This is a genomic window from Acinetobacter legionensis (genome assembly GCF_048551735.1).
Classification (GTDB): Bacteria; Pseudomonadota; Gammaproteobacteria; order Pseudomonadales; family Moraxellaceae; genus Acinetobacter.
Genome location: NZ_JBIMBV010000014.1, coordinates 1 through 21,952 on the forward strand (window position 1 = coordinate 1; position 21,952 = coordinate 21,952).

Consider the following 21,952-nt stretch of genomic DNA (forward strand, 5'->3'; position numbering starts at 1 on the left):
CTTCAAAGTTAAGATGATGGTATGACAATTTTATATACTCCATAAACCCTTTAAATTAATTAGGTGGTTTATGTCGCACTTCAAGTTTTACTCTGCCTAGTTTGATGACTTGGGCCGACCATTAAGTACCAATGCAGCACTGTTTTTTTGAATATAACGATTCTGCATGGCTTCATCAAAGGAATAATACTGATCATTTCCATAAATAGTACTGTTTAAACTGATATTTGTTTTCGCACTGTTTAGTGCAAGATTATAGCGTAGCGTAACCAAAGAACTGTCTAAATTTTGGTTGGACTGGTTTATATCTGCTTTAACATAATTACTTTCTAAAGCAATACCACCGAGTTTAGTATTGAATGCGGTTCCTAGAATATAGGATTGATAATGATCACTGACCAGTGCTGAACTGCTTACTGAGATAAAATCATTTAATCCATAATCAAAAGATGCATTGATTAATTTCTCATCATAGGATTTGCTATTTTGACGAAAAGTACCTGCTGCAATTTGATAACGATACTGTTGTGCGCGGATAGATTGAATAAAATTATTATAAGGTAAATCAAAACTGCGGATTTCACCATTTGCTTCAATAATATCTACATTTAATGTACCACCCGTCCCAGGTGTTTGGAGATCTGCAATATTAAATGCACCAGCAGGAACAGTGCGTTCCATAATAATTTGTTGATTTTGGCGAACGCGTATTAAAGCATTACTTTTTGCATAACCTGAAATTGTGGGTGCGTAACTTTGCAATGAAATCGGAAGCATTCTGTCATCACTAGCAAGCTGTACACCACGAATGGCAATACTCGAATTACTGTTGATGGTTTTTGTATTGGTATAGAAATCACCAAGAGTAAGCTGGGTTTTTAAACTAGGCAGTACTCGCATAAGTTTATTTTCATAGCTGGTATATTGGCCTGAATGACTGCTATCTCCCATACTGGTGCTACCAGAATGACGGAATTGCCAATCATCAATATTGATACCAGAATTAATATTGAGAAAACTAGAATCTTGTTTGTTGTCCTGACCATAATCTGAATTATAGTAATTGTAGTAATATTTGAGAAAAGCACTATTTCCACCAGTTTCCCAAAGTGATGGATCTATATAGCCAAATGGTCGCTCATTTAACATCGATTGAGGGCTTGAAACATCCACACGTTGTTCTGCTATATTCAGTTTCCAGAATACGACATGATTCATTAAGCGTGTATCGATACAGTCTCCGCTCACTTTATCTAAATCGATAAGTTTATGATTGAAATCAAGCTGCTTAACAGTACTGCGTGGAATACAATAGCGTTGCTTTTCAGGTGATTCAGGATCATCTGAAATATGCACAATAGAGCGAGTGATATAACGACCATTTAGGTAAATATCAAGGATGTAATCATTTGGCGCGACTTTATCGCTTGAAATAAATTTTTCAAGATCAATTGTTTTAGAATTTTGGCCGTATAAAAAGCTATTATCGAATTGTGGTGCTTGCGCTATAACATTTTGATTGCATAGATATAGACTTAGCGCCAAAACACTATACCTAAGTGTGAAATGTTTCAAGCACAATTCTCCCAATAATTTAGATTAAAACTGTTTCTCTATTGTCGATAAACTGCCGTAGTCATTGATTAAATAAAGCTGTACGGACTTAGCGTCTGATAAATTTTCGACCTCAATTTGTTGTTTTGAAAATGGTTCTATAAAACTTAGATTTTTAATTTCGTCTGGCGTACCATTTTTTAAAACAAGATTCGATTTACCAAAATTTAGGTAGTAAGGTGTCGGATTATTGATTTGTAATTGGTTATTTACACGCCGTACTTCAACTTTTTGAAACGCTTGTTGCTGTTCCATTTTGATGCCAGTTGGTCGGTAAAACAGTTTTAAGCGGTTACGAATCGCAAATTGTAAGTAATTTGCTTCAGCTGTTGGCTTGGCTGGGATATCAAGTACGTTGAGCCAAAACAATGTTTCTCGATCAGTAGCAAGTTTTTGTTTTTGATTGAAAATGACACGTAAAGATTGACCTTTAGCAGCTTCAATCGTGGTTATTGGAGGGGTAACAATAAATGGGGCTTGGGTTGTGGTTGGATCTGCAATAATGTCTTTACTGTCCACCCATGATTGTACTAATGCAATTTGATCACCTACATTGGTTAATTGCACAGATACAAATTCTTTATCACTTGGGTAAATTACACGGGTACCTGTAATCACAATACCAGCATGAGCGGATGTAATCAAAGTACTGAGCATTAACAAGCTAGAAATAAAAAATAGTTTTTTCATTGAAAGACCCTTGGGAAGATGCAAGTCTGGTTAAGATATAAAAATTAACCAGACCTGTTTAAAAAACTTACAGACCCAAATGTTTAATTATTGATATACAACATAGTAAGTTGCAGTTGTGCTTACATCACCAGCTGTTGTTGCACCTGTTGCATAGTAACGTGCATAAAAATCAAGATTTGCAGAACCATTTGCAGTTGCAACATTTGAAGTCACAATGTTTTGACCTGTACGATCTTTAGTTAGGTCAATCACTGCTTTTGCAGAGTTTAATAATTGAATATTTACGTTTGTTGCACCGCCAGTGGTTACGGTATTGTTTAAACGACCTGCAGTATTAATATTTGCATTGGTGTTGTCATAATAAACACCTACATTACCTACAGGGCATGCTGTTAAATTAATAGTAAATTTAGTGTCGCCATTTGTTGTCGCCGCTGTCGCTAAAGTTGATTTACCTACAGTCGGTAAAACAACAGTGTAGTTACCAGCAGTACCACCAACTGTACAGGTTTGATCAACGATTTTTCCTGTAACTGTTACTGTACCATCAGCAGCCGCAAAAACTGTTGAAGATGCTAAACCTAAGCCAATGATCGCTAAACCCAATTGAATATTTTTCATAGAATTTCTCTCAATACTGCGTTGATTTGCCCTTTACTGGTACTTTCCTAATAAAGGGGAAGTGTTTAGGAGCTAAACAATAAGGGCTACTATAAATTTTTCCTAAATAAAAACAATGAAAAAAAGAGACAAATATCACATTATTTTTGTGTTACAAATACAATATAACGTTATTTGTTTTGGATTTATTTTTTATTATTTAAATACAAGAGGATATTTATAATTAATATGTTTATTTATTTTAACAAGAATTTGTTTCTGTTTACTAAAAAGTGACAAAAAATGTCACTTTTTGTGAATAGCGTCATATTATAGCAAATTATTTTGATCTGCTTATATTAAGCGAGAATAAGTTTTTAAGATTTTCTAAAATAATTTGTTATCATGATTAATTAAATTTTGGATTTTATTTTAATACGCTGCATTGTACTAGATCATTTTCATTAAAAAAATTATTAACTTGAATTTAAATGATTTTTTAGTATTTTATTTAGCTTCTCTGTAAACTATTTTTAAATGCTTAAATCATCATAAAATCGCGTTCATCTTAGATTGCTTTTAAAAACAGAAGGTTTTTTTAATGCGACTTTGCTTCACTTAATATGATTACTTTTTTTTTATCAAAGAGATTAATTGTTTAGTTATGATGTAATGTTTGTTTAGTTATAAAGAATATATTTGGAAATAGCGCAGATAGATAAATTAAAAATAAAAAATTTAGTGTAAACATGGATGCAATGAATAAGAAAAATATAATTTTAATTTAATATTATTTTAAGTTTGTATAGGTTTTTAAATATATGAAAAAGAATTTATCTGTTGTAAGGATTAAAATCTAGAAAAGGCAGTGTTTTGAAAATTTTTATTTGGTGGAGTAAGTGAGGTACTTCACAATGATCAAATATAAAACGAATTTTAAGCGCTTTAAGATTGATTGAATAAGTATCCATAAAAAATAAGCATAGAGATTAAAACAGTATATTTAATCAATAATTAAGCATGCGTAATCATTTGCATTATGCTGTTAAAAAAGCGCTTTGATTGTTGTAAAACGCTTTTTTAAGCTTTAATAGTTTTATTGGGCTAGCCAGAAAAACTCTGCAAAGCGAAATATTGTGGTGGTCAGCATTGCGATCACAATCGTCGTGATAAGGGAGTGATTTTTCCAAATCAGAAATAAACCCACCAATACCCCCATGATTTTGCCTAAGTCTGCCCAATCCGCACCTTCAAAAAAAGTACTGAGAATCGCAATAGAAAACAGTAAAGTTGTTGCGGCATCATTAAAGAGTTGCTCTTGATGTTGAGTGATTGTGAAATATTGGCTGAGGGAAAGTCCCGCATATCGAATCAGATAAGTACCCATCGCCAGCAGCATGATCCCGATCAAAATAATAAATTGTTGATGCATGTTATTTTCTTCCTACAAGCAAGCCAAATAATGACATAAGTATCGGAATCCCTAAGGGTAGAAATGGAAAAGTAGCGAGGCTGATGACTGCACCAGTCATTGCCTATTTTCGAGCAGATTTTCTTTTTAGTGCTTTAAAGGTAAGAGCAAACAATACGACAGGAAAAATCGTATCGATACCCAGTAATTTTGCATAAGCTAAATGACTTCCCAATACATAACCGCTTAAAACGCCTATGGGCCAAGCAAATAAAATTCCGACTCCGCACAGCCAATAAGCACTCAGTTTTAGCTCATTTGAAGATTGGCTTAAACCAAATAAAACACTTTCATCATTCATAATATGTGTAGCAAAATATTTTAATTTATTTTTTTCTATAAAATGGGTAATCGCTAAACCAAAAGGCAGATGTCGTAAATTAATCAGCAATCCTACAATCGCAGCTGTAATCGGACTGCTTCCAGTAGCAATCATGCCAATGAAAGTAAACTCGGCAGCACCAGCCAAGACACAGATTGAAAGTAGTAAAGGTATCCAGATCGGTAGTTGATAATTGACTGCAAGCGTACCTAATGAAATCCCGATCAGTGCGGTTGCGATGCAGAGAATCACGATTGATTTTATCAGGGCCTTGGGTAAATTTTTTATTTCTTTATACTTCATTTAGATGAGCCTTGCTTGGGTTAATAAGATCGTTCGATAAAATGAACGATCATTTGTTATAATAGTTTGATTGTTATTGTTCGTCAAACAGAACGATCGTATTTTTTGGAAGAATAATGTCTATACCAATTGAAATCATTGCAAATAATCTGCAAAAAGAAAGAAAAAGTGCTGCATTATCTTTGGGAGAAGTTGCTCGACGTGCAGGCATTGCGAAATCCACGCTTTCGCAACTTGAATCTGGGCAGGGTAATCCGAGTCTAGAAACTTTATGGGCACTTTGTGTGGCTTTAAATATTCCTTTTGCCAAACTTATGGAAGCACAAGCCCAAACTACACAAGTGATTCGTTATGGCGAAGGTGCTTCAGTTGTTTCTGAAATATCAAATTATCAGGCTGTTTTGTTGGCGACATGCCCACCCAATGCACGACGAGACGTGTATATGCTTACAACCCAACCGGGTGAGCCGCGTTGCAGTAAACCGCATCCTATTGGTAGTGTTGAACATATTATTATCATGCAGGGCTCTGCCAAAGTCGGTTTATTAGACAGTGCTGAGTTGCTTCAAGCAGGGGACTATATTTCTTATCCCGCAGATCAAGCGCATATTTTTGAAGCACTAGAGCAAGATACACGTGCAATTTTGATTTCAGAGCAGAGATAAATCATTCTTAATATTTAAGAAAAGTTGATTGATTTGTGATGAAGTCGATTTTCTGACTTTGTACATTGAGTGAATCGCTTTATAATGAGCGAAAATTTATGTGATGGAACTGAGATTCGTGAGTATTATTGTTGCCTTAGATGCAAAAAGCCAATATGACGCCCTAGCAATTGCTGATCAGCTTGACCCATCACTATGTCGTTTAAAAGTCGGTAAAGAACTATTTACTCATGAAGGCCCTCTTGTTGTGAAGGCACTACATGATAAGGGCTTTGAAGTATTCCTCGATTTAAAATTTCATGATATTCCAAACACAACCGCACAGGCGGTTTGTGCTGCGGCTGATTTGGGCGTATGGATGGTCAATGTCCATGCCTCTGGTGGGCGTAAAATGATGGAAACTTGTGTAGAACGGTTAAAAGCAGGTAACTATAAAACACAATTGATAGCGGTTACTGTTCTTACTTCAATGGAACGTGAAGACTTGCGTGATATTGGTTTAGATATTGAGCCATTTGAACAAGTGAAACGTCTGGCTAAATTGACTCAACAAAGTGGTCTGGATGGCGTGGTATGTTCGGCCCAGGAAGCCAAGATGTTACGTCAGGACTTAGGTGCCGAATTTGCTTTAGTAACACCTGGAATTCGTCCAGCTGGTGCAAATGCAGATGATCAAAAGCGTATTGTAACACCTAAGCAAGCCATGCTTGATGGTTCTACTCATTTAGTGATTGGTCGTCCAATTACTCAATCTGAACATCCAAGTAAAACCTTACAAGATATTTTAGCGACTCTATAAAAATAAACCCCTCTTTGTCATTGGATTAAGAGGGTGATTTTTTGATTTATATAATAAAAATTGCTGTGTATACACTGTAGTGTATCTGCGTTACTAGGTCTTTTTTCAGAAGTTTAAAAAACTTTTTATTCCAGTGATTCTATTGATCAGTATTGCTATCTCGTCAGATAAAGTACGATGGATGCTACATTCAGCACTTAATTTTAAAGTGCAGCTAGAACACTTACCGCAATTGGTGCCAATACCGACAGAACAAAACCACTGACCATTGCATGTGGAATATAATCATTGCCGCAAGCTTGTTTCACCATAGGTAAGGTGACATCCATTGCGGTTGCACCAGCAGAAGAAATTGCTGAACGTGGATAACGCCATCCAATCATATACATAAATAAAATGGCAAAAATCTCCCTAAATAAATCGTTCATTAACGCAATACTTCCCAGATGGGCATTCTTTAATTCAGTCACCACAATCCCTGTCATAGAATAGAAGCCGTAACCTTGCGATAGCATGATTAAATCTTTCATACTGATGTCTTGAATCAAGAAAAATGCCGCAACAGCACCCAATAGTGAGCCAATCACGCAGGCAATCGGTACCAGCATAATTTTCCAGTTTAACCAAGAACGATCCAGTGGCGAGTAAGCCAGATCCAAGCCGATCAGTAACATGTAAACTAAAAGTAAATTCCATGTGCTGACATGTAGTGGAACATCGAAAAGGTGGGCCAACTCTGCTAAGCCATACCCTACAGCTAGTGCAATAAATGCATAGCTGATGTTGAGTAATGAACCCATCAATAATTCAGCAGAAACTTTACCTTGTGATGGTTTGTAGCCAATTGCTGTAAATACCAGATAACAACAAAAAAATGCACCCAATGATGTGCTGAATGCAATTGTGATGGAACTGGTGAGAATCTGTGCAGGGCTGGCAATATTATGAATTGTTTGAGAAAACTCCATTGCAATCGCAATTAAAAGAATATAGGTAAAATAAGGCAGTATTTTAAAAGCTATTTTTTCAATGGATTGTGGAATTCTGCGGGCTAAAATAAACCCTAAGCATAAACAAAATAAAAGTTGGAAAATAAGCCAAAGTGATTGCATGAAAAATAGATAGGCAATGGATACCTATCTATTATAGTCGAAGCACAGAAACGCGGTTGAAAATTTATAGAAGAATATTAACCAAGTTTATGCAGCTTTTGATTTTTGCTTTGCGCTTTGCTCACGGCCTAATAAGCGGAAATCTGCTGGGTTTACTTTGCGAGTGCTGAGCCAAAATTTCCAGGTATAGGTTGGCCATAATGCAAAGTTTTTACCACCATCTTGTTGGTACCAACTGACACAGCCTGATTGCCATACAGTACCTTCAAGCTGTTTCTGTACATTTTCATTAAATTGATCTTGTACTTCAGCTTTTACCGTCACTGCTTGAGTCTGTGTTTTTGCAACCATTTGAATCAACTGCAAAATATAATTCACTTGAGATTCAATCATGAAAATTACAGAGTTATGCCCCAGTACGGTATTTGGACCAAGCAATTGAAATAGATTTGGAAAGCCTTTGGTGCTGATCCCATAAAAACTTTCTGCACCATCTTTCCATGCCGTTTTTAATTCAACGCCGTGTTCACCATAGCAATCAAATGATTTTAAATAGATGCGTGGGTCTGTAATAAAACCAGTACCATAAATTAAACAATCAATTTGACGTTCTTTGCCATCCTTGGTGATGATGCTATTTTCAGTAATTTCCTGAATTCCATCGGTAATTAATTCAACATTTTTACGGTTGAATGTTGGAAAGTATTTGTTGGAAATCAGAATACGCTTACAGCCCATAATATAGTCAGGGGTCAGTTTTCTGGCGATTTCTTTGTCTTTAACTTGGAATTTTATATAAGCTTCAGCAAGTTTCTGACCATATTTCATGATTTGTGGTTTTACAATGGGGACGACACGTGATTCATTTGACCAGTACAAGCGTGCACGGTGTAATTTCCTAAACCATTCAAAGCGACTAAATAGTTTTTTATCAAGTGCATTATAGGCACGTTCATCACGAGGAATAACCCAAGCAGGGGTTCTTTGAAATACATAAAGATTTTGCACCTTTGCAGCAATTTCAGGAATATATTGAATTGCACTACCACCAGTACCAATGGATGCTACATTTTTTTGATTTAAATTATAGTCATGCTTCCAATGTGATGAATGGAAAACTTCGCCTTTGAATTTTTCAAGCCCTTTAATTTTAGGAATCTGTGGTACATGCAATGGCCCTGATGCAAAAATAACAAATTGAGCCTCAATTTTTTGTCCACTTTTTAGTGTTAAATGCCAATTGAAATTATGCTCATCATAATGTGTAGAAACCACTTCTTGATTAAATTGGATGTATTTCTTTAAATTGAATTGCTGAATTAAATCTTGAATATAGTCAAAAATCTCAGGTGCTTCGGCATAACGTTTTGACCAATCCGTTTTGGGTGCAAAAGAAAGCGAGTACATATGTGATTGAACATCACACGCCGCACCCGGATACTGGTTCTCACGCCATGTACCGCCCACATCATCTGCTTTTTCTAAAATAATAAAATCATCAATATTGGCTTGCAATAGGCGGATCGCCATGGCTAAACCACCAAATCCCTATCCGATAATTGCAACTTGCGTTGATTGGGTTTTTGTTTCAGTCGTAGGGGCTGTACTCATTTTTGTTCGCTCTGACTTTTCCAGTTTTGCATAGAATATCGGAAATGCAGCGCTTGAAATATGATTGCACTGACACAAAAATTGATATATTCGGCAATTTGCAAAAAATCATCTTTGTAGTACAAAGTTTGGGTAGAAATCAAATGATGATCTAATGAAACGCTCGATTCTCGGTTTAATGTATTTAATTCATGGTATGCGTAATGCTGGAATCGATGTAGATTCACGACTTTCTAGCATTGGGATCAAAGCAGATGCACTCGATCCCAGCTCAATCATTCACCCCAGTTTAGAGTGGGATATACAAAAAGTGATTGGGCAGGGTGTGCAGCCAGAAACGGGGTTGTTTATTGGTCAGCATTATTCTTTGGCGGGCTATGGTCCATTGCTTATGCTCTTGGTGACCTGTGGTAATGTTGGTGATGCGATTCAAAATGGTGTTCATTATCAAGGTCTAACCTATTTATACGGTGTCTTAGGACTTGAGAAAGGTGATCATCAAATTGCATTAACTTACAAACCAGTAGATTTAGAAACAGAAATGGGTTTGTTGAGAGCACAATGCGAAATCTCTGGCACTTATAAATTTCTGGATGATATTTATAAAATGATGGGACTTACAGCGCCCAGCGTGAGAATCGAATTACCTTTTCAGCAGCCTCAGGATTTAAATGTATTAAAGCAATATCATGATTATTACGGTTCGGATTTACATTTTAATTGTGAAAAAGCTGCTTTTTGGATCAATGAAGATGTGATGCAACTGCCGATTCCCTCCGCAGATCCGATCACACATCGGGTTTACGAAGCCAAGTGTATTGCTGAAATTGAGCGATTAAATGCTGAAGAACAGAAAATTGCGCCATTGATTCAACGGGTAAATGATTATTTGGAATTACAGCAAGGGATTATTCCCTCGATGGCCGAAGTAGCTCAGGCGTTGAATGTGCCTGAAAGAACCTTACGCCATCAGTTGCAGCAATTAAATACCAGCTATAAACAAATTCGAGAACAGCTGATTAAGCACAAAGCATTGCGATTAATTGAATATAAGGAATATTCAATTGAGGTGATTGCTGAATTACTTGGCTACTCAGAACCCGCTGCATTTAATCATGCTTTTAAACGTTGGTTTGGGCAAAGCCCGCGTCAATATGGTAAATAAACAGGTAGTGCTGATATGAGATATAGAGTTAGAATTATCCCAAAGTTTTATTTATCAAAAATGAATATTCGATATACTTCCTTTAGCCTTTAAAAGTAACAAAATGATATGTTAGATCAGAATACAACTTCAACAGCATTTACTCCCGTATCACCCGCTGAGCGTTATGCAAAAGCATTGTCATCTGGACAGTTTTTACCAGATGATGCTCAGGCTCAAGCAGTACATGAGTTGGAGCGGGTATGGCAAGAATTGATCAATCGTTATAAAGCATCGAAGAAAGCTTTTCGTCGTTTCCGTCGTCAAACTGCACCGAGAGGTGTATATATGTGGGGCGGTGTCGGGCGTGGAAAAACATGGCTCATGGATCAATTTTACGATTCGATTCCTTTTCGCCGTAAAACCCGTATGCATTTTCATCACTTTATGCAGTTTGTGCATAAGGAGTTAAACAAGCTTTCTGGGCAGCGTAATCCGTTAGATATCGTTGCAGATCAAATTTATAAAGAAGCTGTAGTAATTTGTTTTGACGAGTTCTTTGTGTCGAATGTAACGGATGCAATGATTCTCAGTGATTTATTTCAAAAATTATTTACCCGTGGCATTACCTTGATTGCCACATCAAATATTGCCCCAGATGGTTTATATAAAAATGGAATCCATCGTGATCGTTTTATTCCAACGATTGAAATGGTGAAAAAACACTGTGTGGTATTGAATGTTGATGCGGGTGTTGACTATCGTTTACGGGTATTAAAACAAGCGCAATTGTTTAAATCACCACTGACAGATGATAATAAAGTCTGGATGGCAAAGCGTTTTAATGCATTAACCACATCGCAAACAGTGTCAGAAGAACCAATTACGATTAATAACCGTGTTGTTGAAACTTTAGGCCATACCGAAGATGTATTGTGGTGTGAGTTTAGAGAACTCTGTATGAAACCGCGTAGCCCATCGGATTTTATTGAAATTGCCAATATTTATAATACCGTTTTGGTGAGTAATGTTCCGCACTTAACTGATTTGCTGTCAGAAGGTACACGTCGTTTTATTTATCTGGTAGATGAGTTTTATGATCGTGGAGTAAAGCTATTACTGACCTCTCAAGACTCGATTATTGAAATTTATGATGGAGAGAAGCTGGCTTTTGAAATTGAACGTACACGTTCTCGTTTACTCGAAATGCAATCAGATGAATATTTGCAGTCAGAGCATCGTTTGATTAAAGGCAATAGTGAGTTAGAAGTAGAATAATCATCCTTAGAAAGATGTAAAAAAGCGATCCTATCATTGATAAGATCGCTTTTTTTATGGGGGATACTGTCATCAGTATACATTTTGCAAGGATTGTCTGAGCAATCTATTTAAGGAGTCTCAGCCTATTTTAGATATACGTGATAAGATTAAAATGATCCTACAAAGCAGTTTCAGTTGTATTCACTTGATGATTAAAACAATTAACCCACCTGAATTTCAGTATTTGGATGGCGAACACGACTTTTATTCGGTGTCGCAATCAAATACGCAAGTGTTAGTGGTCCTAAGCGTCCAGCAAACATTAGACAAATTAAAGCGATTTGGCTTCCTGCATGCAAATTTTCTGTGATCCCTCGAGATAGGCCGACAGTACAAGCCGCAGAAACGGCTTCAAATAGTAAGTCTAAAAACTTTTTATCAGGTTCTAGAATCAGTAGGGTAAAAAAGCCAATCAAGATCAGTAACGATGTAATCGAAATGACTGCAAGAGCTTTAAACGTGGCTTGATGAGAAACAGAATGTCCAAAAACAGTAATTTCATCTGAACGCTTTAAAAAGGTAATGACACTTAAAATCATAATAATGAATGTGCCGACTTTAATTCCACCCGCAGTACTTAATGAGCCGCCACCAATAAACATCAATACCATGGTAATTAAGGTTGATGCATTGGTCATGCTGCTGACTTCCAAGCTGTTAAAACCTGATGAACGAGGTACAGTGGCATGGAACCATGCATTTAAAGCTTGATCACCAATAGACATGGGGGCAAGTGTTAAGGGGTTAGAAGCTTCGATTGCCCAAATAACAATAAAAGCAAAGAGGTTTAAGCCAGCAATCGTAGACAGAATTAACTTACTATTGGTAGAAAGCTTTTTCCAACGCTTGGCTCTTTTTATATCCATCAAGACAACAAAACCAATTCCACCGATGATATACAGCATACTGATGGTAAATGTCACCATATACTGGTCAGAGAAGCTCATTAAGCTATTGGGGAATAAAGAAAACCCACCATTATTAAAAGCAGAAATACTATAAAAAAGCGCATAAAAAAATGCATGTTCAAGGTCATAGTGATGTGACCAAGCCATGGTTAGAATCCCTGTACCAATCGCTTCAAAGAACAATGAGTAAAGAAAAACCCCTTTTACTGTAAAGGTCGCTTTGGCCAAACTGGTTTGACCAATAGTTTCCTGTGCCATGACTTGCTGCCGAATACCAACTTTTGAGGAAAGACTCAAAGCAGCTAAGATTGCAAAAGTCATAAAACCTAAGCCGCCGCATTGGATCAGTATCATCACCACAACTTGACCAAAAGTGGTTAAGGAGTCGCCAATATTGACGACAGATAGCCCAGTGATAGTTACAGCAGAGGTTGCAGTAAACAGGGCCTCTAGCCATGTCAAATTGCCTTGATTAGCAAAGGGAAGTTTAAGGAATAGTGTTCCGATGATAATGAAGCTTAAAAAACCTAAAGCAAGTAAGCTCGGTGGGCTGAGATTAATACTATTGTGTTTTTTGTTGATTAGTTCTTTTTTAGATAAACGCATAGTTATAACTATAAGAAACGAATCGAAAATTGTCTTAACATTTCTACAGGCCCTTCAAGGATTAAAATATCCTTTTCCTGTAAAATCGTCCCCGGTGCAATATCATACAGTACATGTGAACCGCGTTGTAATAACAAGGTTGTAAGTTCGGGGGTATTTTCCATGACCGTTTGAAATTGCGCGCCTTGTAAATTTGCACCTATTTCAATTTTGACGATATAGCGATCATTATTTAACGCCATATAACGTCTCACCATTGGATAACTAAGTGATTGTGCAACACGAATCCCCATATCTTCTTCAGGGTGAATGATTTTTGTAATGCCTAAATGAGACAAAATCATATGATGTGATTTAGATTTGGCTTTTACAAAGATTTTTTCGATACCCAAATTTTTTAAATGCAGTACGCATAGAATACTGGCTTCAATATCTTCACCAATGGCAACCACCACGGCATCACAATTTTTGATATTCAGTTCATCTAACACATGTTCATCGGTAGCATCTGCAATAACTGCATGACTGATTTTATCGGCAATGTTTTCTACATTTTTCTTTAATGTATCAATACCTATTACATCGTGATTTAAGTTGGTGAGTTCTAGTGCAACTGCTTCACCAAAACTGCCTAAACCGATGACAGCGAATTGCGCCATTCTACAAAGTCCTTATCCCGACACTGATTTTGTGTTGGTATGATCATATTCAATTTTTATATATTTTATCTTTAAAGTATTGCAACGCCAATCTACAAACTGAGAATAAAAAGCGATAAATGTAAATAAAACCAGATTTATGTCATAAAAACTTAAAATTGATCCGATATCATTGCTTTGAAATTTAAAAATGCAAAGCCAAGATTGGGCTTTTGATCCAAGAATAAAAAATGGATGATAAAAAAATGGACGATAAGAAAATTTTTAAAATTCTCCAACATTGGTTCCCAGCATTGGAGCAAAGAGATATTCCCAAAAAGAAATATCGTAAACGTTTTGTCGAGTTTCTCAGTTGGATCGAAGCTGAAAAGTTTGGTGGGCGATTTCGTGGATATTTAATGAAAATTGATCGTATGCAATTTCATGAAAATGAGATTGAGCGTTGTGCTGTTTTTCATGAATATGCAGTAGATAGCTTAGGAATTCAAACTCAAATTCGTGAAAGAGCGAAGCCTTTATTTGATCATTATGAAGTACACAAAGATGTTATTGGACGCTATTACAATGTTCAAGATCAAGTTTATGATGTTGTTTTTGAAGAAATATTAAAACAGGCCAGACAACATGATCATGAACTGTTGCTGATTTATGCTGAAGACTATTATTGGTTGATTGTACCGAATCATGAATATAAAATTGAAAAGTTCTGCAAGTGTTTTAATAAGCAATTTCATGATGAAGATGTCAGTATAGAACACTATGCATTATTTGACTGTTCAAGATCGACTTAGTTTTTGCTATTAATTCAACTTATTGATAATAAAATAGAGAGATATCCATGTCACAGAAAATATATTCATTACTTCAACATTTAATTCCCGAGCTAAATGCACAAAAAATTCCTCAAAATACTGAATTTTATAGTTTTAGTGAATGGATAAATCAACAGCATGATTTTCTGCATTATATTGAATTAAAAGAATATTATGACAATGGAATTGAAAATGATTTCTACTTTAACCAGTACAATATTGATACTGAGCAATTGCAAAATGAAATCGAAGTTGCAATAGCAGAAGTATTTGATCAGTACGATGAGGAAGATGATGACGTCTCATTTGATAATCAAATCGATGCGATGGAACAAACCGAAGAAATTATTTTTGATAAAATTAAAGTGACTGCCAATCTACATCAGCTTTCTTTATTGGTGGTCTATCGAGAGAATCCATATTGGATGCTTGTGCCGACACAAGATGAGCAACAGTTAAATCAAATTGTGGATGCTTTTAATGACGCATTTAATGATGATGGTGATTTAAATATGGCGATTTATTAAGTTAACTTTTTCGAATTGTTCTGATTTTATAAAAAATAGCCCATAAAAAATTTATAGGCTATTTCTATTTTGAAGCTCTTTCTATTTTAAGAAACGTTGATAACCTAAGTTATTGGTAATTTCTTGATATGGGTAATTGATATTTTCCAAAGTCTCAATCAGTCCATCTGGATTCTGTACCGCATCTTCTGCATCCAAGCCAACCAAAACACGACCTTCTGCTGCACCGTGATTACGATAATGGAATAGGCTAATGTTATGGGTTGGACCAAGACGCTCTAAGAATGTTAATAAAGCACCTGGGCGTTCTGGAAACTCAACACGGAACAAACGTTCATTGGCAATATCAGCATGACCACCAATCAAATAACGGATATGCAATTTTGCAACTTCATCATCCGATAAATCATCGACATCATAATGTAATTTCATTGCTTCATAGATGTCATGACGTTCTTTTTCACCAGCCTTTAAGCTAATACCGACAAAGACTTGAGCGGCAGATGCATCACTGGCACGATAGTTAAACTCAGTGATATTACGTCCTTGCAAAGCACGACAGAAATTCAGGAAAGAACCTTTTTCTTCTGGAATGGTCACTGCAAAAATAGCTTCTTTACGTTCACCGAGTTCGGTACGTTCAGCAATATAACGTAAACGGTCAAAGTTCATATTGGCACCACAAACAATTGACACCATATTTTTGCCTTCAAGACCATGCTCAGCGACGTACTTTTTGATACCTGCAAGTGCCATCGCACCTGATGGTTCTACAATACTACGACATTCATCATAGGTATCTTTGATTGCTGTACAGATTTCATCTGTGTTGACCAAGACGACATCACGTTCAACAATTGGACCTGAGTTATCAGATTTTTGTAGTTGAATCACTTCAAATGGCTTTTCACCAATTTGAGCAACAGCTGTACCATCTGCAAATAATCCTACAGAAGGGAGTACCACACGTTGATTCGCTTCAAATGCTGCTTTTAAACATGCAGATTCATCATATTCGACAGGAATAATTTTGACATGCGGAGCAACATCACCAAGATATGCTGCTACACCTGCAATTAAACCACCACCGCCCACAGCAACAAATACGTATTCAACATCACGCCATTGACGCAATATTTCATTGGCAATTGTACCTTGGCCGGCCATGACCAGTTCATCATCATAAGGCGGAATAAAGGTTAAACCTTCGTCGTTTGCGCGTTGAATCGCATATTTGTTAGCAACATCAAATGAGTCGCCGTGAAGCACAACATCACCACCCAAACGCTTTACTGCTTGAACTTTAATGTCAGGGGTGGTTTTTGGCATCACAATAATGGCGCGAATACCTAACTTTTGACCAGATAAAGCCACGCCCTGAGCATGGTTACCTGCTGAAGCAGTAATAACGCCACGTTCCAACTGAGATTTCGGTAATTGACTAATACGGTTATACGCACCGCGTAGTTTGAAGGAAAAGACAGGTTGTAAATCTTCGCGTTTAAAGCGAATGTTATTGTTTAGTTTTTCACTAATTCGTGGCGCTGCTTCGAGTGGGGTTTCGATTGCAACGTCATACACCGTTGCCTGTAATATTTGTCGAACCAAACGAGACAGCATGTTAATTTTCCATCTAACAGTTTAAAATGAGCGCTCATTGTAACAAACCGTTGTACCTTTGCGTTTTAAAATTATGCAAAATGTGCAGGAAATTGAAATTTTATTGAGAGATGTCATGAGCCTTTATGCAACCCAGGACGAGAAAAAACAAGCTGCAGCCCAAGCCGCTTTAAAACACTTACCAAGAGGGGGCATTTTGGGAGTTGGTACTGGTAGTACAGTGAACTTCTTAATTGAATTATTACCTCAGTTACAACTCGAAGCAGCAGTTGCCAGTTCAGAAGCAACGGCTCAACGTCTTAAGAAATTAGGTATTGAGGTGGTTGATATGAACCATGTCAGTGGTTTAGATGCTTATGTGGATGGTGCTGATGAAATTGACCGTCATTTACATATGATTAAAGGCGGGGGGGCTGCACTCACGCGTGAAAAAATCGTGGCATCTATTGCGAAAAAGTTTGTATGTATTGTTGATGACTCGAAATGGGTCGATCAGTTAGGCCGTGAATTTCCTTTGCCTATTGAAGTGATTCCTATGGCACGTTCAGCAGTAGCACGTAAAATTGTATCACTAGGCGGTGACCCAGTTTATCGTGAAGGTGTGGTAACGGATAACGGTAATGTCATTCTAGATGTGTATAACTTAAATATTTTGAATGCATTAGAGGTCGAAAAAACCATTAACGATATTCCTGGAGTGGTGTGTAACGGTATTTTTGCGATCAATAAAGCTGATGTTGCTGTAGTTGCGACCAATAACGGTATTGAAGAGCGTACCGCAGGATAAAAAATTTCCCCTAACTTCTGCTCGAGTAAAGATGAGGCTTCCTCCTTGCCTTTAAAGAACGGTTGGGGGAGATTCTAAAAATAAGCGTATTATGACTGCAAATCTTCCTGAAATTAAAATCACTCATCATGCACGGGCAACACGCTTGCGTTTACGTGTTGAACCAACACAGATTCGCTTAACTGTGCCTAAGTATTGTAGCCAACGTCAGATTCAGCATTTTTTACACGAGTCTAAACAATGGATGATTGAGACCTGGCATAAACAGCAGGAAAAAATACAGCAAGTTGATCAGATATTACCGACAAGCTTGCAACTGTTTAATTTAAAACACCCCATAGAAATTATTTATAAAACTCAAAAAAATAGCTATATTTTAGATGAGCAAAAGCCTCAATTATTTGTCAGCGACCGTCAGCCTGAAAACTATTTAAAAGCTTTTGTAATTGCTTATGCAAAGCATGATTTACCAATCTATTTAAAGCAAGTCAGTGATGAAACTCGTTTAAAGTTTGGACAGTGTGCTGTTCGACACCCAAAAACACGTTGGGGAAGTTGTACAGCCCGTCATGATATTATGCTCAATAGTGCCTTGGTTTTATTTGATCAACAAATTACCCGTTATGTCTGTGTACATGAATTGGCACATACCAAACATTTTGATCATAGCGCTGCTTTTTGGTTTGAAGTTGAAAAGCATGATCAACACTATCAGCAGCATCGTAAAGTTTTAAAAGGTAGCGTAATGCCTTGGTGGTGGGCGTAATAAAATAAGTAAATTTCTAGATTGAATTAAAACAAAAAATGAGGAAAAGCGTATGAGTGTAAAAAGAATCATAGGTAATATTAAAGCTTTAGATTTAGCCAGTGCGCAAGCTTTTTATGGTGATTTTTTAGCGATGGACTTGGTGATGGATCATGGCTGGATCAAAACATTTGCCAGTCAGGAAATTATGCATCCACAAATCAGTATTGCTTCCGAAGGGGGAAATAATACAGATGTACCCGATTTTTCAATCGAGGTCGACAATGTGGATGAACTTTATGAAAAAGCCAAAAAATTAGATTTAGACATCCTCTATCCCTTAACTAACGAGGATTGGGGCGTTAGGCGATTCTATGTCAAAGATCCATTTGGAAAGGTTGTAAATATTTTACAACATATTGAATATTAAAAAATTAATGAATTAAGTAGGATTTTTAAATGCAGTGGAATAAATTGGTTCCAGAACTGATCGTCACCGATTTGGATAAAAGTTATCATTTTTGGGTGGAAATATTGGGTTTTTCTGTAATGTATCAACGGACTGAAGAAAAATTTATCTATGTGGAACTTGATGGTGTTCAGTTTATGTTGGAGCAACAACAACAAGGGCAATGGTTAACAGGAGTATTGGCCTACCCATTGGGAAGAGGGATTAACTTTCAGTTCGAAGTAGACCAACTCGACAGTATTTTAAATCGTTTGGATGTCGCACAATGGCCGCTGTTTGAAGCATTAGAAGAACGTTGGTACCGTGCAGAAACTATAGAGCATGGACAAAAGCAATTTTTAGTTCAAGATCCAGATGGTTATTTATTACGAATTGTTGAGGTGATTGGAGAAAGGGCGATAACGTTAGATTAAATTAAGGCTGGCTTAAATAAGGTCAGGTTATAGGGACTTTAATTGAGGTACAGCGATGCACATCAGATCTTTTCAGTATTATGACCGAGCACCATTGAGTGAACTTTTTTTAAATACCAGAAAATTAAGTTGGCCGTGGTTGAATTCTTCAAAATGGGAGCTGAGTGATTTTGAAAAATACACCCAAAATGAAATGATTTTAGTAGCTGAAAAAGACCAAGAATATATGGGATTTGCATCTATTTTTCTGCAAGAGAACTTTTTACATCATCTATTTATTGCCCCAAATGCTCAAAATCAGGGTGTAGGGACAGCATTGCTACACGCAGCAGAACAACTGTTTACGGGTACAGGCTATCTCAAATGTTTATCTGAAAATAAAAAAGCTTTGTCTTTTTATTTAGGTCATGGCTGGGAAGCAATCAGCACTGGAGAAAGTGAAGAAGGTGGATATATATTGATGTCAAAAGCAAAACTTATTCAGTAAAACTATTGACCCATTCTATAATTATTTCGACGACTTCATCAGGCTGTTTAATCCATGCACTATGTTGATTGCCTTTGGTTTTATGGGTTAAATCCAGCGTGTTTATTTGTGGGTTTTTAAAATAACCACTTAGGCCAAGCATTGAAGACATTGGTGCAAAATCATCGCCATTTAAATAGACAAATAAGGCAGCGTTATTCACCACGTTTTCTTGCCCAATAATATGTGCATAATTTCCTGTAAAGATAACTTTAGACCAATCACGCATTAAGGATTTTGTCTCTTTATTCCCAAAAGCAATTTTATAGCCTGCAAAATAACCATCTTTTAAAATCATGGCGTTGATCGCTGTGACTGCTTTTAAAATATTTATTTTACCTTTTAAGTCCCAATTTTTTAAACCGATATTGCCAGTGGCAACACCAATGACTTTATTTGCATGATTTTGTGCATAAAGTGTTGCTAAATGTCCGCCTAAGCTATGTCCAAATAAGATTGGGGCTTGCTGGTTCAATTCTAAGGCCAGCTTTTCCAGTTGAGGAATAAATTCATTGAGTAAATCAGCATAACCATAATCAACCTTTGCTGAAACAGGTGGAGTATTGCGTCCGCAATGAGGATAATCAGCCACAATAACATTCAAGCCACTTTGGCTTAAAGCTGTAATGAGTACCTCGTATTTACTGATTGCTATACCTAGCGCAGCCAGCAAAATAACACTCTGGCTATTTTCAGTGTTTGAATAAATATCGACTAGAATTGGATATGGCCCAAAATCAATCTTCTTTTGGGTAAAAGAGGTGTTTTTCATGATTTAGTCCTTAAAAATATTCATTTGAATCATGCTTGAAAGTCCGAGTTTGTGCATTAAAGCAGTCCGTGATTGAGGGTTTCTTTTTGCTTCAATTGAGATAAGTTTACGCATTTCTGAATTAAAATGTACCCGCGGATATTGGGTTAAAATTTTGTTTTTAAAACTGTTTGAAAATAAGCTGAGATCAGTTCCAATCACATCACATGAAGTGGCTTTTTGTAATAATAGAACTTCTTTAGTAAGGCTTGGATCATTCTCATCTAAATTCCCATTCATATGTAAACAAATCGCATCTGAAATATTATCTATTTTGACTTTGGGATAATGGTGTTTGGTACAGAGTGCTTCAGCTCTTAAGGCGCTTTCAAAGCTAAAACATTGACATGCATATTGATCCAAATGATCAACTAGACCTAAATCATGCATCAAACATGAGACAAAAAGGCTCTCTTGATCAAATTGCCATTGTTTGGTGTGGGCAATAGCAACAGCCCAAAAATAGCTCCGCCAAGAATGATTGATGATCGCTTGTGAAGCCGTTTGTTCTAATTCGTTCATCGCTTCTTTGGCAATTGCTGTGTCAGGAATATGAAAATTATCCAGTGTAAATAAAGTTGAATCATGAGGTGCTTTGAGAAATGTCTTGCCATAGCTCAATGTGACAGGGATTAGAACTTGTTTTATTAACTGAGTTTTTTCTTTAAAGCTAAGTTTTCCATTGCTTGTATTCATCCACGCTCGTGATCCAATCATGATCAATGGGTCCTTTTGTTGAATTTAGAGTAATTACTCTAAATTATTATGCATAAATCATTTAGCAAGACAAGACCGTTTTCTTTGAATTTTTTTGAATAGTCTTTTATGCCAAAAATGAGAATTAAAATTGTTTGTCCTTTTACTATTTTTTTTGAAATAGCCAATCTGTCAAAAAACTCAGACATAAGAATATAATTTTCTCAATTAATATTTTTATTTAAATCAATTATATAGAAAAATAAACGAGATGGTTATAAAAATACTTGCAATGCCACATCTTACATTTAAGGTTTAATTACCTTTGCGTAGGGGATGCCAAACCTTGCGCTGTAAACAAAGCAGTGCTTTGTTTTTGCTCATGGGCGAAGGGTACGTCCTGTACCCCCGTCCAACGGCGACATCCATGTCGCCCCGTGGTAGAATAACCATCCATGATTTAAAAACACAAAAACGAATTAATAATTAGGTGGGTTGACTATTTTTGGATTGATAGATTTATAGACAATGTCATTGAATAGTCTGCGTGTGTATATTGATCATCATAAATTTTAAGTAAGAGTATAATGCCTTAAAAGTATTTCTTAATAAAAACTGTTAAATTACAAAATAGTCTGATTATTTTAAGCATAAGTTGGGAGTGAATAAAAAAATACTCTAAACTTGGCGAATTGCCAATATTTCCTATTTCTTATCAT

General features: G+C 36.4%; 22 protein-coding genes and 2 pseudogenes. 11 read left to right on the forward strand and 13 right to left on the reverse strand.

Annotated features, from left to right (window positions below; all coding sequences use genetic code 11):
* Positions 1 to 96 precede the first annotated feature (96 nt).
* The 5 genes and pseudogenes from ACG9ZL_RS13285 to ACG9ZL_RS13305 all read right to left on the reverse strand — a co-directional run bounded on the left by ACG9ZL_RS13285 (position 97) and on the right by ACG9ZL_RS13305 (position 5,003).
* Positions 97 to 1,575: a fimbria/pilus outer membrane usher protein gene (locus tag ACG9ZL_RS13285; RefSeq protein ID WP_419360372.1), complete on the reverse strand. Its 1,479-nt coding sequence runs from the start codon at positions 1,573 to 1,575 to the stop codon at positions 97 to 99.
* 24 nt (positions 1,576 to 1,599) lie between these two features.
* Positions 1,600 to 2,304, reverse strand: coding sequence for a fimbrial biogenesis chaperone (locus ACG9ZL_RS13290; RefSeq protein ID WP_419360374.1), 705 nt, complete (start codon positions 2,302 to 2,304; stop codon positions 1,600 to 1,602).
* 87 nt (positions 2,305 to 2,391) lie between these two features.
* The gene (locus tag ACG9ZL_RS13295) at positions 2,392 to 2,928 is read right to left on the reverse strand and encodes a fimbrial protein (RefSeq protein WP_004821263.1); all 537 of its coding nucleotides are present in this window, start codon (positions 2,926 to 2,928) and stop codon (positions 2,392 to 2,394) included.
* 1,075 nt (positions 2,929 to 4,003) lie between these two features.
* Positions 4,004 to 4,339 carry a branched-chain amino acid transport AzlD family protein gene (locus ACG9ZL_RS13300; protein ID WP_336951416.1) on the reverse strand — a complete coding sequence of 112 codons (336 nt, stop codon included), beginning with the start codon at positions 4,337 to 4,339 and terminating at the stop codon, positions 4,004 to 4,006.
* A gap of 1 nt (position 4,340) precedes the next feature.
* Positions 4,341 to 5,003 (reverse strand): annotated as a pseudogene (locus ACG9ZL_RS13305) (AzlC family ABC transporter permease).
* A 116-nt stretch (positions 5,004 to 5,119) separates the two neighbouring features.
* Here ACG9ZL_RS13305 and ACG9ZL_RS13310 point away from each other — a divergent pair.
* Complete coding sequence (locus tag ACG9ZL_RS13310; RefSeq protein ID WP_419360377.1) at positions 5,120 to 5,668, forward strand: helix-turn-helix domain-containing protein; 549 nt, start codon at positions 5,120 to 5,122, stop codon at positions 5,666 to 5,668.
* A gap of 103 nt (positions 5,669 to 5,771) precedes the next feature.
* The gene (gene pyrF / locus ACG9ZL_RS13315; protein WP_419327466.1) at positions 5,772 to 6,467 is read left to right on the forward strand and encodes an orotidine-5'-phosphate decarboxylase; all 696 of its coding nucleotides are present in this window, start codon (positions 5,772 to 5,774) and stop codon (positions 6,465 to 6,467) included.
* Between the two features lie 203 nt (positions 6,468 to 6,670).
* Here the strand turns inward: pyrF and ACG9ZL_RS13320 are convergent, their stop codons facing one another.
* Together ACG9ZL_RS13320 and ACG9ZL_RS13325 are read right to left on the reverse strand one after the other, a co-directional pair.
* Positions 6,671 to 7,579 carry a LysO family transporter gene (locus tag ACG9ZL_RS13320; protein WP_419360379.1) on the reverse strand — a complete coding sequence of 303 codons (909 nt, stop codon included), beginning with the start codon at positions 7,577 to 7,579 and terminating at the stop codon, positions 6,671 to 6,673.
* 87 nt (positions 7,580 to 7,666) lie between these two features.
* A pseudogene (locus ACG9ZL_RS13325) lies at positions 7,667 to 9,190 on the reverse strand (flavin-containing monooxygenase).
* A gap of 154 nt (positions 9,191 to 9,344) precedes the next feature.
* Between ACG9ZL_RS13325 and ACG9ZL_RS13330 the strand changes: the two are divergent.
* Positions 9,345 to 10,355 (forward strand): AraC family transcriptional regulator, encoded by a 1,011-nt coding sequence (locus ACG9ZL_RS13330; RefSeq protein WP_336951409.1) that lies wholly within the window; start codon positions 9,345 to 9,347, stop codon positions 10,353 to 10,355.
* Between the two features lie 108 nt (positions 10,356 to 10,463).
* Entirely contained in the window at positions 10,464 to 11,612 is a 1,149-nt protein-coding gene (gene zapE / locus ACG9ZL_RS13335; protein WP_004720770.1) for a cell division protein ZapE, read from the forward strand.
* Positions 11,613 to 11,815: 203 nt separating this feature from the next.
* Here the strand turns inward: zapE and ACG9ZL_RS13340 are convergent, their stop codons facing one another.
* Positions 11,816 to 13,168, reverse strand: a complete 1,353-nt coding sequence (locus ACG9ZL_RS13340; protein WP_336951408.1) for a TrkH family potassium uptake protein — start codon at positions 13,166 to 13,168, stop codon at positions 11,816 to 11,818.
* 8 nt (positions 13,169 to 13,176) lie between these two features.
* Positions 13,177 to 13,827: a potassium channel family protein gene (locus tag ACG9ZL_RS13345; protein WP_004720766.1), complete on the reverse strand. Its 651-nt coding sequence runs from the start codon at positions 13,825 to 13,827 to the stop codon at positions 13,177 to 13,179.
* A gap of 245 nt (positions 13,828 to 14,072) precedes the next feature.
* On the opposite strand from ACG9ZL_RS13345, the gene ACG9ZL_RS13350 reads away from it, so the two are divergent.
* Both ACG9ZL_RS13350 and ACG9ZL_RS13355 read left to right on the forward strand, forming a co-directional pair.
* Positions 14,073 to 14,618 carry a hypothetical protein gene (locus tag ACG9ZL_RS13350; protein ID WP_336951480.1) on the forward strand — a complete coding sequence of 182 codons (546 nt, stop codon included), beginning with the start codon at positions 14,073 to 14,075 and terminating at the stop codon, positions 14,616 to 14,618.
* Positions 14,619 to 14,665: 47 nt separating this feature from the next.
* Positions 14,666 to 15,166: a hypothetical protein gene (locus ACG9ZL_RS13355; RefSeq protein ID WP_336951407.1), complete on the forward strand. Its 501-nt coding sequence runs from the start codon at positions 14,666 to 14,668 to the stop codon at positions 15,164 to 15,166.
* Between the two features lie 81 nt (positions 15,167 to 15,247).
* Here ACG9ZL_RS13355 and ilvA read toward each other — a convergent pair whose 3' ends face one another.
* The gene (gene ilvA, locus ACG9ZL_RS13360) at positions 15,248 to 16,786 is read right to left on the reverse strand and encodes a threonine ammonia-lyase, biosynthetic (RefSeq protein ID WP_336951405.1); all 1,539 of its coding nucleotides are present in this window, start codon (positions 16,784 to 16,786) and stop codon (positions 15,248 to 15,250) included.
* 115 nt (positions 16,787 to 16,901) lie between these two features.
* On the opposite strand from ilvA, the gene rpiA reads away from it, so the two are divergent.
* From rpiA to ACG9ZL_RS13385, 5 genes are all read left to right on the forward strand, one after another.
* The gene (rpiA, locus tag ACG9ZL_RS13365) at positions 16,902 to 17,573 is read left to right on the forward strand and encodes a ribose-5-phosphate isomerase RpiA (protein ID WP_336951404.1); all 672 of its coding nucleotides are present in this window, start codon (positions 16,902 to 16,904) and stop codon (positions 17,571 to 17,573) included.
* Between the two features lie 91 nt (positions 17,574 to 17,664).
* A complete protein-coding gene (locus tag ACG9ZL_RS13370; protein ID WP_419360381.1) occupies positions 17,665 to 18,339 on the forward strand; it encodes a M48 family metallopeptidase in 675 nt (224 codons plus the stop codon).
* A 52-nt stretch (positions 18,340 to 18,391) separates the two neighbouring features.
* On the forward strand, positions 18,392 to 18,748 hold the full coding sequence (locus ACG9ZL_RS13375) for a VOC family protein (protein ID WP_419360382.1): 357 nt from the start codon (positions 18,392 to 18,394) through the stop codon (positions 18,746 to 18,748).
* A 29-nt stretch (positions 18,749 to 18,777) separates the two neighbouring features.
* Complete coding sequence (locus ACG9ZL_RS13380) at positions 18,778 to 19,200, forward strand: bleomycin resistance protein (RefSeq protein ID WP_336951401.1); 423 nt, start codon at positions 18,778 to 18,780, stop codon at positions 19,198 to 19,200.
* A gap of 55 nt (positions 19,201 to 19,255) precedes the next feature.
* Positions 19,256 to 19,687, forward strand: coding sequence for a GNAT family N-acetyltransferase (locus ACG9ZL_RS13385; protein ID WP_419360384.1), 432 nt, complete (start codon positions 19,256 to 19,258; stop codon positions 19,685 to 19,687).
* On the opposite strand, the gene ACG9ZL_RS13390 is transcribed toward ACG9ZL_RS13385, so the two are convergent.
* From ACG9ZL_RS13390 to ACG9ZL_RS13400, 3 genes are all read right to left on the reverse strand, one after another.
* The gene (locus ACG9ZL_RS13390) at positions 19,677 to 20,498 is read right to left on the reverse strand and encodes an alpha/beta fold hydrolase (protein ID WP_336951398.1); all 822 of its coding nucleotides are present in this window, start codon (positions 20,496 to 20,498) and stop codon (positions 19,677 to 19,679) included. The two genes, ACG9ZL_RS13385 and ACG9ZL_RS13390, sit on opposite strands and share 11 nt — an antisense overlap.
* A gap of 3 nt (positions 20,499 to 20,501) precedes the next feature.
* A complete protein-coding gene (locus tag ACG9ZL_RS13395) occupies positions 20,502 to 21,254 on the reverse strand; it encodes an HD domain-containing protein (protein WP_336951396.1) in 753 nt (250 codons plus the stop codon).
* Positions 21,255 to 21,552: 298 nt separating this feature from the next.
* Complete coding sequence (locus ACG9ZL_RS13400; protein WP_419360386.1) at positions 21,553 to 21,690, reverse strand: hypothetical protein; 138 nt, start codon at positions 21,688 to 21,690, stop codon at positions 21,553 to 21,555.
* Positions 21,691 to 21,952 lie beyond the last annotated feature (262 nt).